Raw genomic sequence first — 16,108 nt, 5'->3', positions numbered from 1 at the left:
CGGTGTATCTGTTGTACCGCGTTATCGTTCTTCGCCGGCAAGTCGGATCGCCGCACCGCTGGCTCCTACAGTGGAATCGCGGACAGGCCTGCAATCAGGTCGGCTTCAAGGCCGCCTTGGGGGCTATTCATGCAAGGTCCACCGTCGCCGACGGGTTTGGCGATCGGGCAGCGATCCCCATGAAGCGCCGCACGCGCTCTCCTTCGGCATCGCAGAGGATGGTTTCAGGTGCGGCATCGAGTTGGATATTGCCGTTCTCCATGAAGATCAGCCGATCGGAGATCGACATGGCGAAGTCCATTTCGTGGGTCACGATCAGCATGGTCATGCCTTCCCTGGCCAGGTCGCGGATCACGTTCAGCACGTCGTTGACCAGTTCCGGGTCGAGGGCCGAGGTCGGTTCGTCGAACAGCATGATCTGCGGCTCCATGGCCAGGGCCCGGGCAATCGCCACGCGCTGTTGCTGCCCGCCGGAGAGCTGGTGCGGGTACTTATGGGCGTGGGCCAGCAGGCCGACCTTGTCCAGCAGCGCATACGCACGATGTTCACTCAGCTCCCCCGGCTGGCCGTGGTAACGCGGCGCCAGGGTGACGTTGTCGAGGATGGTGCGGTGCGGGAACAGGTTGAAGTTCTGGAACACCATGCCGATGTGCCGCACGCCTTTGCGCAGGCGGGCGCTATTGGGTTTGTCCGAGGCCTCGATGAATTTGTCGCCGAACAACAGGATGTCGCCGGTATCGATGCTTTCAAGGCCGTTGACCGTGCGGATCAGCGACGTCTTGCCGGAACCGGATGGCCCGATGATCGAGACCACCTGGCCGTAGTCGACATTCAGGTCGATGCCCAGCAGCACTTTGTGCGTGCCGTAGCTCTTCTGGATGTTCTTCAGTTGCAGGATGGGTGTCGCGTTGTTGCCAGCCGCTTTGCGCGCACTGTCGGGCAAGGCTTCGGCGCAGGCCTTGAATTTGGCCACGGAGGCGTCATCGAGGGTGTGCGGCTTACGGAAGTTCAGGTCCAGGTAGCGCTCCAGGCGCTGCAGGAAAAAGCCGAACACGGTGACGATCAACACGTAGTAGACGCCGACCGCCGCCAGGGTTTCCATGACCAGGAAGTTGGTGGCGTAGAGGCGTTGGCCGACCGTGAGGATTTCGGTCAGGGAGATCACCGAGACCAGCGACGTCAGCTTGACCACCGTGATGTATTCATTGATCAGGGTCGGCAGCGAGATACGGAAAGCCTGGGGGATCACGATCAGGCGCTGCATGCCGAACAGGCCTACACCCAGCGCGCGCCCGGCTTCCTTTTGGCCCTTGGCCACGGAGATCAGTCCGCCACGGTGGATTTCCGCCATGTACGCCGCTTCGGTGACCACCAGGGCCAGCAAGCCTGCGTAGAAGGGGTTGGAGAGGATCGGTCCGCTGCCGGGAAACAGCTGCGGCAAGTTGTAGACGAAGACCACCAGCACCAGCAGCGGGATGCTGCGGAAGAACCAGATATAGACCGCCGCGGGAATGCGCAGCAAAGGCGAGTGGGACAGTTTGGCCGTGGCCAGGACAAAGCCCAGCAGCATGCCGATGAACCAGGCCAGGGCACTGAGCTGGACCACCGTGACGCAGGCCTTCCAGAAGTCCGGCAGGGAGAACAGGGATAAGAAATACGACCAATCGAATTGCATGGGGCACCTCGATCTGCCGCCCCCGTGCAGGGGAGGCAGATGACCAGACTACAAGGACAGGTTCTTAGTTGGCGGTCGGTTCTTCCAGGCCATATTTGCTGAGGATGGCTGCGTACTCACCGCTCTTCTTGATTTCCTCGAAGGCCTTTTGCACGGCCTGGAAGGTTTCGTCGTTACCTTTCTTGACGAAGATGCCCAGGGTTTGTTGATAGATCGGGTGCTCGGTGGTGATCACTACCCGGCCATTGGTCTTTTCCGCGATCATTTTTGCGGCGCCGGCGATTTCAACTTGGGCCTGGATGTTTTTCGACAACAGTGCTTGGGTCACTTCGGGCGCCGAGGGGTATTCGCTGACGGTGATGGCGCCTTTGTTGTTGGGCACACAGTATTCATCGGACAGCTTCCTGAACTCCTTGACCCAGGTCGTGCCCTGTTCCAGGCCCAGCTTCAAGCCGCACAGGTCTTCAGGCTTTTTCGCATTGATCTCGCTGCCCTTGGGCACCATGACCGAGGCGCCGGTGTTGGCATAGGCGATGGTCTGGGCCTGGGTCTGGCGCTCCGGCGTGATGTACATGCCGGAAATGATCGCGTCGTACTTGCCGGAGTTCAGGCCGAGGATCAGGCTCGGAAACTTGGTGTCGATGAACTCCACCTTGGCGTTCATGTGCTTGGCCAGCGCCGCTGCCACTTCGGGGTCCGAACCCACCACGTTCTTGTCCTTGTCATAGGACTCGAAAGGCGGGTAGGTGATTTCCATGCCGACCTTGAACGTGTCTGACGCGGCCATGCTCACTGAGGCGGCGAGCATGCCGGCGGCCAACACAGCCAGGCCCAACAGGTTTTTCTTATTGTTTTTCATCTTTACTGACTCCGGCGTAGGTAGGGGTGTGGCTGAAAACTTCAATCAGGACGCTTGCGCCTGATTTTTCAGGTGTCCGAAACTGGCGGGCTTGCGTGCCTTGCCTGGCAGTTGAACGTCCCCGTTGGCTACCCTCTGGCGCAGATACTGATAGGTCTGCAGGGCCTGGCCATACATGTGTTCGCCGATCGTGATTTCTTCGTAGTCGTTGCCTGCCTGGGCGAACCCGGGCAGCGGCTTGATCTGGGTGTGATAGTCGCAGGCATAAAACAGCGGGAAGGAGTAACGCTCCTCCTTCACGCTGCGCACCCGGTGCGCGGTGGCAACGAAGGCGCCTGCGGTCATCACTTCCAGCATGTCGCCGATGTTGACCACGAAGGCATCGGCAAGCGGTGGTGCATCGATCCATTGCCCGAGGTTGTTCATCACCTCAAGGCCCGGTTTGTCGGCCAGGAGGATGGTGAAGCACTCGTAATCAGTATGGGCGCCAAGTCCCGGTGCGTCATGGGCGGCACCGTCGAAGGGGTAGTGGATCAGGCGCAGTTTTGACGGCGGACGGGTGACCAGGCTGTCGAAGTAGTTCTCTTCCAGGCCCAGGGTCAGGGCAAAGCCTGCGAACAGGCGTCGGCCCAGGGCGAAGATCGCTTCATAGTAGGCCGAAACCGCGGCTTTGAAACCTGGCAGCTGTGGCCAGTCGTTGGGCCCCAGCAGCGGGGTGTTGGCCAGCACCAGCGGGTCGTCGACCGGCACTTCGAAGCCGACGTCAAAGGCTTCCTTGTGGTCCGGCTTGCCCTTGGAGTAGACCTCCTCGCCTTCGGGAACAAAACCCTTGTGGGTTTGCGAGGTGCCAATGTAGTGCCGCATCTTGGCGTCCAGGGGCTGGTCGAAATAGTCCTTGGCTGCCTTGCGAAGATTGGCGATCAACTGCGGATCGATACCGTGATCGGTGATATAGAGGAACCCGACCTCACTGGCGGCACGCCCCAATTGTTCGGCCACGGCCAGGCGGTGTTCCAGTTCAAAACTGAACAGACCGGCGATGTTGACCACCGGGATGCTGTTGAAGTTGGCTTTGTGTGTGTCAGTGCTGATGCTTTTATTTTTATTGTCAGGCATGACGCGTGGGCTCCCTAAGGATGGCTTGAGTGGTGGAAACGCTCGAAGTGTTCGCGCTCGGTCTGGCCCATCCACACGTTCAATGACCACAGATCGGCCACCGGGACATTGGTGAAGGGCAAATGATGCAGGTAGCCGTCGGCGCCGAATTCCGGGGTCAGGGTGCTGACCTGGTAACCGCGGGCTTGCTGCGAGCGCCAGATGCTTTCCCAGTGCTGCTGATGGAAAGCCAGTTCTTTGGCATATTCGGGGGCCGCCGGGTGCGGAACCTGTGGGCCCTGGTCATAGCCGACCCGGGCCTGGATATGGTGGACCCGCTCGACGAAAGCGCTCAGGTCATCGGCCGGGTCATTCAACAGGCGCTCGCAGGTCACCACCCAATGGCTGATGTCACTGGTGAATAAAAGGTCGGGCAGTTGCCGGATCAGCTCCAGCGTCACCCAAGGGTTGAACAGCGAGCGCGAGCGGTGGGTTTCGAAGCTGCAGACCTGGCCATGCTTACGCGCCAGTTCCAGTGCCTGACCGAAGAACTCCACTTGTTGTGCCAAGGTCCAGCGATCATTGCCCGCCAGCACGTTGACAAACCGAGGGTCGAGTTCGGCGGCCCAGGCCAGTTTCTGGTCGAGGTCATGCAGATGAACGGCAGGGGAGGCCGACTGGTCCGGCAGCACATCGTAGGCGGTGAAGACGGTGCTGATGTAACCCACGCGATTGGCCTGGAGAAAGGCGCCAAACTCGGCTCGTTCACCGGCGTCCAGTGGCAGGCGTGCTTCCATGCCATCGAAGCCTACCCGCAGCAACTCATCGAGTGCTTGAGCCTTGCTGGCGGTGTAGCCCCACAGCGTGCGGAAAATTTCCAGCTTCATCGGTGATCCTCGGCCAGTTCGCTCTGGAGCCGATGTTAGGCATAGGCGGCGGCGTCAAAGAATCGGAAAAATCAAATCAATACTTCAGGCTTTTATCAACAAATAGCTGGCTACTTATCCCGCTTTCCAGGCGGGATTTAGGGGGTTGGCAGGCGTCTACGTTGGGTGTTAGTGAGAGGTGCCATTATTACGGCATCATTTTGAAGAGTCCCAAGCTACACAGGGCGCTTACGACTCCTCATCGCCTAGCAGCGAAGTGGCTCGGCTGTTCAACAGTGAGCCCGCCTGGAAGTAACCCATTACCGTGGTCACGCTGCGGTGTTCGGTCATGGCCATGACTTCGCCGAGTGGAACTCCCTGACGCCCGGCCTCTGTGACAAACCCCGAGCGCAGGCTGTGCGCGGCCCAATCGCCTTCAAGACCCGCCAACTTGGCGCGGCGCTGGACAATGCGCGCCACCTGATCAGCCGACAAGCCGGCAGTCCCGATCTTGCCACCTTTATACAGCCGCCGAAACAGCGGGCCCTCCTGCGCCGGCGCAGCCTTGAGCCAGGCCGTCAGCGCCTGCGCCGCGGGGCCGCGCAGTGGCTTGTCACGGCGTACGCCGCCGGTATCGGTCTTGGTCGCGCCCAGGGCGTACAGCCAGGTATCGGCATCCAGTTGGCGCACATCGCCCACTTGCAGGCCGACCACTTCCGAGCGGCGCCGGCCGCCGCCACTCCAGGCCAGCAGGAGCAGGGCGCGGTCGCGAACGCCGCGCACGCCATCGGTGCAGGTGGCGAGCAGGGCCTGCAACGGTTCCAGCACGATTGCGTTTTTCTTGCGCACCGAGATGCCCTGGCGTGACTGGGCCTTGCGCGCTTCGCGCAACAGGGTTTTCAACGCCGATGCTTGCGTGGGGCTGTCCCAGCCATTGATCCGGTGCCATTTGCCCAGCACGGCCAGGCGGTGACTGACCGTGTTGTACGCCAGGGCGCCGGGTTTGCTTTTGACTCGTGCCTTGACCAGCGCCGCGTCGATGCCGGGCGGTAGCAGGTGCGTCCAGCCGCCATCGGCCAGGGGGCGGGCCAGATGGTCAACGACAAACTGAATCGCCACCGCGGTCGGTAGCGGCGCGTCACCCAGTGCCTGGGCGTAACGCAACTGCAGCCAGGCCGACCAGTAGGTCAGGGCGCTGCGGTAGCTGCGCACGGTATTGGCCGCGGTGCCGGCAGCGAGAAAGGCCGCCGCCGCTTCCTGGGCGTTAATTGCCAGGGAATGCGGGTTTAGCGGGGTTTCGTCCACCAACAATAATTGATCTGTAATATTTAATACGTTCAACGTATGATAATTCCATTACCAAGAAAATAACGTCGGATAACATTCTATTATCAGACCTAATATAGCCGGAGATGATCTTGCGACTGCGTAAAACTAAAACTAACGAAACTTGAAACTTCCAGGCGGCAAGCAATAGTTTAGCCGATCTATTGCCAAATCAATATTATCGAAATAAGCATAATTTTCTTAATTCTTTCAGGTATAAAAATAATAACTGAAAGCTGTGAGTGCTTCGTTTTTATATTGTAATGATATAGGTCTGGTTGGTTGGTGGGCCAGAATTGTACAAAGTAAGGACTTTTGATCTTAGTGTGCAAATATGAAACTAAGGTAACCCGCTGATATTTCGAGTTTATCTGCTTTGACCGTCTCCATCCGAAAACTGCACTTGGTTTGTTTCATTTGGTCGCTTCGCGTAGCGCATAAACTTTACCTTAGATCAAAGGTGTATGGGCGCAGCGGTGAATACAGTCAGGGCTTAATAGTATTCGTAAGGGTAATCTGTGTGAGACTGAAAAGGTCGAAAAGAGCTTTCGGCAGCGACAGCTCAATGTAGAAGGGGTTGAAGCGTGTTGAGATATCTAGCAGCAATGATTGCGGTCGTTTGCGAAGCGTAAGATCAGAAGTGTTGGTGAGTTGTAGTCTTGATTTCAAAACGTTCTAATCGCTTCCATATATCAAGCCATAATTGCGGAAATTCAAAACTTTCATTAAGAGGCTGCTCATGCCTCATTGCCATAAGTTATTGAAATTGAAATGTTTGCTCAATCATTAGTTTGATGGCGAATATATGAATACGATTGTTGCATTTGAGCCCTGCTCTCGATCCAAAGGCGACCCTGAATTCATTGCTTTTAGTCTGAAGAGAGAGATGCAAGTACGTTTTTTCAACAGAGTCAGTCTTTGGCGCTGGGCGGTGGCTGAATTCGATCCCACCGCGTTTGGATTAAGAGTCAATGAACAGTCGCTGTATACGCCGAACGGCAAGGTTCCTATTCGTTTAAGCTACGAAACGAACGTTGCAGAAGTCCTGATTTTCTACGAGAGGAAATTAGATGACGCCATTCGAACCGACATCACTGAGTATGCTCTCGCAGCGGGCTGTAATGTTGAGATTCTGAGTCATGAGTATTTGATTAGTAACGAAATTGAGGCAGTGAACTGCCTGAATATGCTCTCATACATCATTAAACACCGTGAGGTATTGACCGACCGAAGCCTGGAGCAGTGTGTACGGATTTTACGGGGATGCGATGTGACTGTCCAAGAAGCTGTTAGGGTGTTAGCCATGGACTTTCGAGATGCTGCCGGATCGATTTTTTTTGAAGCGGTGCGGCGCGGATCAATTAATCTTCCCGATGTAAAAAAAATGATGATTACCGGTAGGACCAAATTTAGTATCGGAGGTATCCCAGTTGGATAACTTCAAACGCTTTTCAAGGGGTCAATTCAAGGCTGAAGGGCGTGACTGCGAGTTGTGGACCTCCATAGAAATCGATCTACTTCCTGAAAATATTAGGGAAGAAACTAGGTTGCGGGTGCGCGCCATCAAATCTTTTTTGACGGAGGGGGCAAGCCTTCTAGAAATAGAAGATCGGTATGGAGTACATCGTTCTACTCTGTATAGAATGATTGAACGATGTGAGTCCATTGGTGATGATGGAAGAGCAATCGGTTTCAAAGGCGCTATACCACATCGACGTGTTGCAGGAGTGAAGTATAAGCGAGTTAAACAGGTCACGCCAAATTCATTAACTGAAGATAATGGCGACGCAGGTGCATTTGAAAAGCTTCTGCAAGATCATGAAGAGTTGAGATCGTGGGTTAATCAACTGGCACGGCGGTACAAGTCTCGAAAAGAAGGAGGTGAGCCCTTTTCTGTCCTTCATGTAGCTTTTTTAGCGTTCTGCAGATCGCTTGAGATCCCAACATCTGATTACCCATTCTGTCGTAAAACAGAAGGTAGGTCAGCTCTCAGAATGTATTTAATCAAGAAGAGAAAAGCGCTCAAGGGCTTGGCCGAACAGGCTTATCATGACTCAAGAGTACGAGATATTGTGCCTCCCACCGACATTCTGGAACAGGTTGAAGCGGATGGGCACGAGGTTGATGTAAGGCTGGTAATTGAAGAGAGTGATCGGTATGGCCAGCCTGTGCGTTACGAAATACTGAGGGTGTGGTTGATCGTCCTAATCGATGTATTTTCGCGCTGCGTGCTGGGGTATTCGATAGCGCTAGGACGCAACTATGATCAGGTAGATCTATTGACCGCAATCTACAACTCCATGCAGCCGCATACCCGTCCTCCGATGTGCATACCTGAAACGGCTTACACAGATGAAGGAGGATTCCCATCCGAAGGTGAAGGTGCCTGGGAAACCTGGAGCACTTTGAAATTGGATAATGCCTGGGCACATCGGGCCAAGCATGTCCTCACTGTCCTTCAGGACAGAATCGGTTGCGTGGCCGAGTTTGGACGAATCCATACACCAAATGATCGACCTTTCGTGGAAAGATTTTTTCTATTTTTGATACAGCATTTTTCACACCGAATAATAGGATCAACCGGCAGTGATAGCAAAGACGCCATCATCCAGCGGCTGTCTCCCAAATCAAATAATCCGTTGAAATTGCTTATTACGTTGGACGAGTTGACCAGTGCGGTCGATATCGTTATTGCTGATTACAATGGCAGGCCCCATTCGTCACTGCAAGGACATTCTCCACTTGATATCATGAAACTCCGAAGGAGTGAGCGATCCCTTCCCGGCAACAAGTTGCCAGAAAAATATCAGCATGCGAATGAATTTTTAATGGTGCGCGAACCGATTGTCGTCAAAAGCGATTCGAAATATGGTGGCGCCTACGTGAATTTTGCATACCTTAAATATCGCAATGCCGAGGTTCTGCGTGCTGACTCCTGCGGTAGGAACCTATTTATCGAATACGCTCGTAACGATATTTCGGTGATTCGTCTGTTAGATGAAGCAGGCTCCCCCATGGGCAGTCTGATCCCGCCAGAGCCGTGGTGCCGCCATCCTCATAGTCTCAAGCTCCGCACTGAACTGAGTAAAGCCATTAAAGATCGACAGTTTATCTTTGAGCGCAATGAAACAGTACATCAGGCACTGCGACGCAGTAAGTTGTCAAACGAAGGCATGTCCCGCAGTTTGGCGACTGAGCTGTATAAACAGTCCGGTCGCGTGTCTGAGGAACCTTCATTGGAGTGTACATTTGATCTCGACAATCAAGATGCGCCGACGGCGAGGCCGACTCGGCTGACCAAGGTTTTTACGTACTAACGAGGGTTGAGTGATGGATATTAGTGATATTAGGCCCGTGCCACCTCACCTCCATCCAGTGAGCTTGCAGAAATACCTAATTCCTACTGACTCGATCAGTGAAATTTGTTCAAGGGTACATAAGACGATTCGGCGGCGGGATTCCGGGTTGATGATCTATGGCTATACCAGGTACGGTAAAACGTGCGCGATGATGTACTCCCAGCGCTGTCTGAATGCAGAATTCCCAACGTTGCCAGTCGCCATATTTAATGCAAATTACGAAGTTTCTGCGCAAAAAGGAGGTTTCTATACCACTTTTTTGGAAGTGGTGAAATGCAAAAAATTGGAGTCGCGAACTTCGCCGGCGGATAAACATTCTCGCTTGGTTAATTTCATGTGTGGGGAAGCTGAAAAAGATCCGCTTGGCCTTTATATTATATTCATCGACGAGGCACAGAGGCTTATGCTTTCGCACTATCAGTGGATTAAGGATGTATATAACGATCTTAATTTAAGAGGTATCACATTGTTACCGATACTGGTAGGGCAGAAAGAATTGCTTACGCAGAAACAATCTTTCGAGAGGGCGGGCAAGGACGCAATTGTTGACCGTTTCATGCTCTATGAACATGCCTTCCGGGGTATTCGCGAGAAGGAAGATTTTATAAATTGCCTAGGAAACTACGATAGCTCCGTTTATCCGGCAAATACAAATTGGACGTACACTCGATTTTTTCTGCCCAAAGCTTTTTCAAATGGTTTCAGATTGGCCGATATTGGCGATGCTCTGTGGGATGCTTTTAACGAGTCGTACGCGGCGTTTGGGTTCCGTAGCCGAATGGAGATCCCTATGAAGTATTTTACCAGAACTGTTGAGCTGCTTTTGACCGACTACTCAGAGCGAGACAGTATAAACTTCCGTGTTACGCCGGATATTTTGAAAGACATCATTCGCGAGTCATGGTATTTGGCGGCGACGAGCAGTATGAAGAAAATGAATCCGGGGATGTAGGTCGTGATCATTACTTTCGAGCATCCGGTGCCTGGCCAGGAGCCTCGCTATTGCGCCATCAGTCCCAAGTACATTCTTCACGAATCGGCTTATTCAATTTTTAGTCGATTTGCATTATTCAATGTTGTTCAGGCGCGTGAGCTGGTCCGCATCTTTGCTAATCACGATAACGTAATGCAGAAAAATCCTCGACAGTCACCGCATCTTGCGTGTACTCATTCAATCGACGCTGAGCTGGCGGCAACGGTTTTAGACCTACCGATATCTACGATAGGAGCATTATTTCTTTGCCCAACACACGTCCAATACGACAGACACATCTCCGAAGTATTGAAGGTGTGCCCAGCCTGTCTTGCTCAGGGTCGGCATTACACCATTTTCCAATATGGTCTCGTGCATCAGTGTCCAGTGCATGGTGTGGATCTCCAGCAATGCTGTCGCCATTGCTCAGCCAGCGTTCGATACGCCTTGTCTGACCAACTATTTAAAACGCCGTACGGTTGCTGGCAGTGCGGTCGCCAGCTAGGCTCCCCTCGAATCAACAGCGTGATACGATTTATCAATACTGCCGGCCAGGAGAGGCTTGACAGTAGTTACAAAGCGTTCAAATTGACAAGTGGGAATCACCTGCATTTCTCCATTGGAACCACCCATGCAAATTATCATGACAATGAATTGCAGCTTTCAGCGTCACTCAGCAGCTGCTCTGAATGGGAGAGCCGATTTTTTCGAGGCGTTCAAAAAATTGCCGTGTCGGCAGCCCCGAACAAGTTATGTGTTCGATACGCATGGTGGAACCCTTGTCGCTCGCTGGGCAGTAATTCTGAGAAATTCCAAGAAGTTTCAGTGGATGACTTAGTCTGTATTGCTAAATCTATTTTTCGGAACTTCAAAAAGCGTCGAGTCGGCCGATTTAAACTGTCTAAGCACATGATTTCCGGTATGTGGCGGCCACTTCAAAGATGTGGTGTGCTGCCGGATTGTTACCCTGCACTGACCCTATTGGATTGGTCGGGTTTCTGGACGGGTGCGAACGCCTTGAGCCGACTCATCATTCGGGAAAGTGAGCGGAAGGGTAAGATTTCTGAGTGGCTTTCTGAGTTACGTAATCATCCAGCATTACTGGCGTCCTCTGACACGGCCAGTAGGAACTGGCTCTTATCAAAGATATTTTCCAATGAGGTTTGCACGACGCTGAATCGGCAATTGGAGGAAGCTAGTAAACATCGATCCGAAGATACTGATGGTTCGATACTAGAGTACGTTAGAAAAATTGCCCCAGTGTTTTGGGCAACGTATCTGCACCAGCATCAAAATCATACGCGGATTTTTTTCATCGCAAAAACTTAGGGAGTGCTGTTCAAATTTCGTAGCGGAAATACTGTGGGTTGCGTAGTACTAGATTGTGTTGTCCGTTTGGTATTCCAATATTTTTTAGATACCGTTCACTCTTTCAGTTGGTTGATGATCGCACCATCCCAGTCAATTTGCTCGTCGTCATCGTCACTGGCGCTTGCACTCTCCTGACGAGGTCGCACACTATTACCCTTCACCATGTTTTGGATCGCTGTGTCCCAATTTTCATCAGCTTCTGCGTGCCGCGGCCCAAAATCATGAGCAGGGTTGAGCACTGCTGATGGCTGGGGAGTTTCTGCAATGCTCTCTGTCAATATTCCAGTTGAAGGTACATTTTCAACAGCATGGTGCAAATGCTGGTTCAAGGTGTTCGGAAGGTGCGGGCTGTTTTCGCCCGGAATGGACGAATTTACTACCGGACCTGCCGATCGTTTTTCATCAGACCCTTGATCGCGCTTGTTTTCCGTTTTGCGTTCAATCTGAACGTTTGGAGTTTTGTTTTTACGCGGCAGAACTTTCTCCTCGAATTCTTTTGGCGTCTCCCTGTTTAGCGCCCTGTTTCGCTCCATTTGGAGAAGTGTTTGTGACGCTCGCCATATAAATACATTCGCCGAGTCTAGCGCTTTGGCTGAAACCCACTCAAATAGTTCATGGTCCAAAAGGTGATCGACCAACCCGTGGCGTTTACGGGGTTTTGTAGGTTCCACAGGATTTGCGACTCGAAGATAATGTTCGAACGCTAATAATATCTCATTCGGCGTAAGCTCATTGGTCGTGCTGCCGCCTAGAAATAACTTGCCGGTCATCTCGGGCCCCCAGTGTCGTTTTACCAGCCACCCCATCAGCACCACGGTTGTAAATGCGTCCAAATGGAATGAAGGACAGTTAATACGGTTTTTTAAACGAATCGACCAATGACACCAGTCCGTTGTTAGCACATCACTACATTCCATGCTGGCCAATTCATCAGGTGTGCAACCTGGAGACCAGGACAATGCGATGAGCGCTCTATCTCTAACTATGTGGCATGCGCCGAGCATGCTTCGGACTACGGCTGGATCGGACGGCAGGCCGGTATGTTGGCATTGATGGCTTTTCATGATGTCACACCATCCTTTACGCAGTGGGCGTAGAGTCTTATCGTATTATTTGCTACGTAGTATTCACGGCTTATCCAGAGTTAGCTTCTGCTTCGCACCAGCATGCAGTCAACTTTGTCGTGACCATTTTGCTGGTGAGGTCAGGTTGGCCTTCCTCCACATCTGTTGACAGTGTAGTGGCAGGATTGTCGCTGGGCGTGAATAAACAGTTCTTCGTCGAATGGTTTTTGTTGATTCGTAATATTCATTACGTTAACCGTAGTATATTTGATGGTTCAGGTTAGGCGTAAGTAATCCTCAACTCAATGTAGGTGTTCATCATCGCGGCAGGCGCTCCGAGCTGGAAATCAAGACGTGTCACGGCGGCCGGGTATTCGCCAATGTTGACACCTTTGGTATTGAGTCCTCGCAGCGGCGACTTTTTGGTCAAGTGCAGTCGTGGGATCCCAGCAATACAGTTGATGTCGCGTTTAACGGCTTTTAGCGGGCGTCGTTTCACGGAGTTCAGGAAGGGGCGCAGTTGAAAATGATTGGACTATCGCCAGCGCTCCGAAGGAGTCTGCAGTATCGATGTAGCGCATGGCCGACTTCATGTCCTTCCAGCCGACGTAGGTCATCAGTGCTTTGATGTCCCAGCCATTGGCGGCTGCCCAGGTGGCAAACCCTCGACGCAGCGAATGGCTGGTGTACTGCTCGCCTGACAAACCAGCGCGCTGGAAGATTCGCCGCAGCAGCGGAATCAGGCTGTTGGCATTAAAACCGTCATCCGCCAGATGGCCCCAGCGATCGAGTTTTCTAAAGAGCGGCCCATGCGCGATGCCGGCGACGGTAATCCAGTTGATATACGCCTGCACCGGACACAGCTTCTTTAGCGCTGGCGTACGGAACGTCGTGCCGCGGTGCTGCCGGTCGCCTTTGCTGTGCGGCAGGTAGAAGGTGATGCCGGCGCCGGCTTGCGCCTGGGTGTGCTCAACCTGCAAGCGTGATAACTCATCCCCGCGAAAGCCCCGCCAGAAACCGATCAGCAGCAAGGCGATATCCCGCCGACTGCGCAGCACGCTCGCCAAATCCTCGCGGGCGGCGGCCTGTTCAGCCTCTCTCTCCAACCATGCAACGGCTTGTTCCAGGTGCTGCAGGAGTAGGGGGGCGGCCTGCTTTTCCTGGGCGGGATGCAGCGCGCGAATGCCCTTGATCATCTGCCGTACGCTGGGGGTTTTGGTGGGATCAGGAAATCCCTGGGTGATGTGCCACTGCGCCAGCGCCGCCAGGCGTTGCTTCAGCGTGCTGATGCTGTGCTTGTCCGCATACTCGGCCAGGTAGCGCACGATGCCGTCACCGGTCGCGGGGAGAAACCCGCCCCAGGTCACTTCGAAGTGTTCCACCGCCGCGCGGTAGCTGCGTCGGGTGTTGTCCCGGGTGCCGGCCTGCAGGTAGCGATCCGCCTTGTTCATGTCAGTCCTACGCCAAACGTACTTTTCAGGGCCAGAAAAGGCAGAAAATCGATCTATGATGCGATAACGCTCGATTATTTTATCAGAGAAAGCGTGATTTTTTGATCTATATTTTCTTAGAAGATATTATGTATATTCGTGATACATCACACAGTACGAAATCGTAGGAGAGAACATGGCTCGCGGCGGAATAAATAAAGCGGTAGTCCAGGAAGCCAGGGATGCGCTGCTTGCCCGCGGCCAAAATCCAAGCATTGACGCCATACGCATTGAACTGGGAAATACCGGCTCACGAACCACAATTCACCGGTATATGAAGGAGATAGAGGAAGTTGAGGCTCCTATACGGGAGCCTCGTGAACGGTTTAGCGATGAATTGGCGAACCTGGTATCGCGCCTACTCGAGCGCATGACCGAAGAGTCTGGGGCGGCCGTTAGCAATGCCCAGGCGATGTTCGATCAGCAGCGAGCCGACCTAGAGCAAAAATTAGAAGCGTCGCAGTCAGAGCTCACTTCACTGCGGCGTCAATTTGAAAGCCAGGGGAGCGCGCTGGAGACTCAAACTGCCGAGCTACAGACCAGTCAGACAAGCCTCCAAGCCGAGATCACCCGCAATGCTCGCTTGAGTCAGAACTGCAGTGACTTGGAGCTTCGTGTCCAAGAAAAGGATGAGCAGATCCGTTCGCTGGAGGAAAAGCACCTGCACTCGCGGGATGCGCTTGAGCATTACCGCAACGCGGTCAAGGAACAACGGGAGCAGGAGCAACAGCGACACGAAGGGCAGGTGCAGCAAGTTCAGGTTGAGCTGCGACAGCTGCAGCAAACGTTGATGCTCAAGCAAGATGAACTGACTCGACTCAACAGAGATAACGAGCGCTTATTAAGTGAGGCTCGACAGCAGGCCAAGGCGGCGGCGACGCATGAAGACGCGGCGCTTCGTTTGAGCGGTGAGATTGGCGCCATGAAGACAGCAGTTGCCAAGGCAGACGGGGCGAAAGAAGCGCTTCAGGAGCAGCTAGGCATATCGCGTGCCGAATCCAAGCGGCTAGAGGAGGGTTTGGCGCAGGCGAGCTCGCAACTGGCGGAAGCCACGAGGTTGTCGGAGCAATATTCTGTGGAGCTCACTCAGCTTCGACACACCACGAATCATCCTGAAACTGACAACGAAAGCATCGCAAAATAAGACCAAGGGAGAGTTCGATTGAGCAAATTTGACGTGGCGTGCAGCGGTTCCGTTGGAAACACTCTTGACCTCAAGTATGCGCATGAGCGCCTAAGTCGGATGGTTTTTTCGAACGATTGTTCGGGCCTACTGAAGCGTATTGGTGGAGTCGCGTCACGCGTGAAGAAAGTGACGCCCGAAATGCAGAGAGGGCCTTGGTGCGTATCGGGGCTATATTTTAGTAGATGTTTTGACCTGCGGCCTTTGAGAGGGGTGGCCGCCTAGATAACGGGTCGCTTTAATCCCTATTAAGGAGTTTTTATGCAGTGAAAGAAGGTTGCATGCTCGTTCCCGCCCTTATCGGCTCGTCATCAGCATGACGTTCCAGGTCGTGCAAAGCTGGATGTTCAATCTGATTGGGGGAATTACAACTTCTGGCATGCGCTGTACCGCATTACCTTTCCATTCGTGATCAGATATCTCTCATTCGCACTCAGCAAAGTACAGAGGGTGCCCCAGCCTCAGATCTGAAGCAGATCCAGAGCATCCGTTGGTACACCTGGCCGTCAGAATTTGTGCGTGTGCTGTGGCGATCATTTGCGCGCGACTTTAAAGAAGGGTCTGCTGCCCCCGTTTTGTTGGCGTTGCCTATATTCTTCTGGGCTCGATTGGAAAAGAAAAGTCAGTCGACGCAGCCACCAATGGAATCCCGATCACCTTACTACTGCGCAATTGCATGGCCGTTTTCTACCTGTCGCGACCGGCTGAAAACGACCCACTATAGATAGTCCGTCCCACCTTCACCGATACTGGTAACGGTTGGCAGGTAGCTGTCAGCGAGGGTGGAACATGCACCTGTAGACTACGAATAAATCGACCCAAACGCGAGATCGGTAAGGCCTATGGC

At 53.4% G+C, this 16,108-nt stretch carries 12 protein-coding genes; 5 read left to right on the top strand and 7 right to left on the bottom strand.

Annotation, left to right across the window (positions count from 1 at the left end; all coding sequences use genetic code 11):
• Positions 1-127 precede the first annotated feature (127 nt).
• The 5 genes from PMI35_RS00955 to PMI35_RS00975 all read right to left on the bottom strand — a co-directional run bounded on the left by PMI35_RS00955 (position 128) and on the right by PMI35_RS00975 (position 5,836).
• Entirely contained in the window at positions 128-1,675 is a 1,548-nt protein-coding gene (locus PMI35_RS00955) for an amino acid ABC transporter permease/ATP-binding protein (RefSeq protein ID WP_008066354.1), read from the bottom strand.
• A gap of 64 nt (positions 1,676-1,739) precedes the next feature.
• Positions 1,740-2,534 carry an ABC transporter substrate-binding protein gene (locus PMI35_RS00960; RefSeq protein WP_008066352.1) on the bottom strand — a complete coding sequence of 265 codons (795 nt, stop codon included), beginning with the start codon at positions 2,532-2,534 and terminating at the stop codon, positions 1,740-1,742.
• A gap of 45 nt (positions 2,535-2,579) precedes the next feature.
• Positions 2,580-3,650 carry an isopenicillin N synthase family dioxygenase gene (locus PMI35_RS00965; RefSeq protein WP_008066350.1) on the bottom strand — a complete coding sequence of 357 codons (1,071 nt, stop codon included), beginning with the start codon at positions 3,648-3,650 and terminating at the stop codon, positions 2,580-2,582.
• Between the two features lie 14 nt (positions 3,651-3,664).
• A complete protein-coding gene (locus PMI35_RS00970; RefSeq protein WP_008066348.1) occupies positions 3,665-4,516 on the bottom strand; it encodes a sugar phosphate isomerase/epimerase family protein in 852 nt (283 codons plus the stop codon).
• A gap of 228 nt (positions 4,517-4,744) precedes the next feature.
• Positions 4,745-5,836, bottom strand: coding sequence for a site-specific integrase (locus tag PMI35_RS00975; protein ID WP_008066346.1), 1,092 nt, complete (start codon positions 5,834-5,836; stop codon positions 4,745-4,747).
• Positions 5,837-6,626: 790 nt separating this feature from the next.
• Between PMI35_RS00975 and PMI35_RS00980 the strand changes: the two genes are divergently transcribed.
• Genes PMI35_RS00980 through PMI35_RS34345 form a run of 4 tightly spaced genes read left to right on the top strand, consistent with a single transcriptional unit; the run spans position 6,627 to position 11,482 of the window.
• A complete protein-coding gene (locus tag PMI35_RS00980; RefSeq protein ID WP_008066343.1) occupies positions 6,627-7,259 on the top strand; it encodes a hypothetical protein in 633 nt (210 codons plus the stop codon).
• Positions 7,252-9,138, top strand: a complete 1,887-nt coding sequence (locus tag PMI35_RS00985; protein WP_008066342.1) for a hypothetical protein — start codon at positions 7,252-7,254, stop codon at positions 9,136-9,138. Before PMI35_RS00980 ends, PMI35_RS00985 begins: the two co-directional genes overlap by 8 nt.
• A 13-nt stretch (positions 9,139-9,151) precedes the next feature.
• The gene (locus PMI35_RS00990) at positions 9,152-10,132 is read left to right on the top strand and encodes an ATP-binding protein (protein ID WP_008066340.1); all 981 of its coding nucleotides are present in this window, start codon (positions 9,152-9,154) and stop codon (positions 10,130-10,132) included.
• 3 nt (positions 10,133-10,135) lie between these two features.
• Positions 10,136-11,482, top strand: coding sequence for a TniQ family protein (locus PMI35_RS34345; RefSeq protein WP_008066331.1), 1,347 nt, complete (start codon positions 10,136-10,138; stop codon positions 11,480-11,482).
• A gap of 95 nt (positions 11,483-11,577) precedes the next feature.
• On the opposite strand, the gene PMI35_RS0133180 is transcribed toward PMI35_RS34345, so the two are convergent.
• Positions 11,578-12,588 (bottom strand): hypothetical protein, encoded by a 1,011-nt coding sequence (locus PMI35_RS0133180; RefSeq protein WP_008066330.1) that lies wholly within the window; start codon positions 12,586-12,588, stop codon positions 11,578-11,580.
• A 470-nt stretch (positions 12,589-13,058) separates the two neighbouring features.
• The gene (locus PMI35_RS00995) at positions 13,059-14,039 is read right to left on the bottom strand and encodes a site-specific integrase (protein ID WP_008066329.1); all 981 of its coding nucleotides are present in this window, start codon (positions 14,037-14,039) and stop codon (positions 13,059-13,061) included.
• Between the two features lie 175 nt (positions 14,040-14,214).
• Here PMI35_RS00995 and PMI35_RS01000 point away from each other — a divergent pair, with 175 nt between their 5' ends.
• Positions 14,215-15,222, top strand: coding sequence for a DNA-binding protein (locus PMI35_RS01000; RefSeq protein WP_008066328.1), 1,008 nt, complete (start codon positions 14,215-14,217; stop codon positions 15,220-15,222).
• Positions 15,223-16,108 lie beyond the last annotated feature (886 nt).

Source organism: Pseudomonas sp. GM78 (genome assembly GCF_000282475.1).
In the GTDB taxonomy this organism is placed as follows: domain Bacteria; phylum Pseudomonadota; class Gammaproteobacteria; order Pseudomonadales; family Pseudomonadaceae; genus Aquipseudomonas.
This window is presented reverse-complemented; position numbering and strand designations above follow the sequence as displayed.

Coding starts and splice junctions, on each gene's coding strand:
- PMI35_RS00955 (WP_008066354.1), bottom strand. CDS start 1,675: ATGCAATTCGATTGGTCGTATTTCTTATCCCTGTTCTCCCTGCCGGAC.
- PMI35_RS00980 (WP_008066343.1), top strand. CDS start 6,627: ATGAATACGATTGTTGCATTTGAGCCCTGCTCTCGATCCAAAGGCGAC.
- PMI35_RS00990 (WP_008066340.1), top strand. CDS start 9,152: ATGGATATTAGTGATATTAGGCCCGTGCCACCTCACCTCCATCCAGTG.
- PMI35_RS00995 (WP_008066329.1), bottom strand. CDS start 14,039: ATGAACAAGGCGGATCGCTACCTGCAGGCCGGCACCCGGGACAACACC.
- PMI35_RS0133180 (WP_008066330.1), bottom strand. CDS start 12,588: ATGAAAAGCCATCAATGCCAACATACCGGCCTGCCGTCCGATCCAGCC.
- PMI35_RS01000 (WP_008066328.1), top strand. CDS start 14,215: ATGGCTCGCGGCGGAATAAATAAAGCGGTAGTCCAGGAAGCCAGGGAT.
- PMI35_RS00970 (WP_008066348.1), bottom strand. CDS start 4,516: ATGAAGCTGGAAATTTTCCGCACGCTGTGGGGCTACACCGCCAGCAAG.
- PMI35_RS00960 (WP_008066352.1), bottom strand. CDS start 2,534: ATGAAAAACAATAAGAAAAACCTGTTGGGCCTGGCTGTGTTGGCCGCC.
- PMI35_RS00965 (WP_008066350.1), bottom strand. CDS start 3,650: ATGCCTGACAATAAAAATAAAAGCATCAGCACTGACACACACAAAGCC.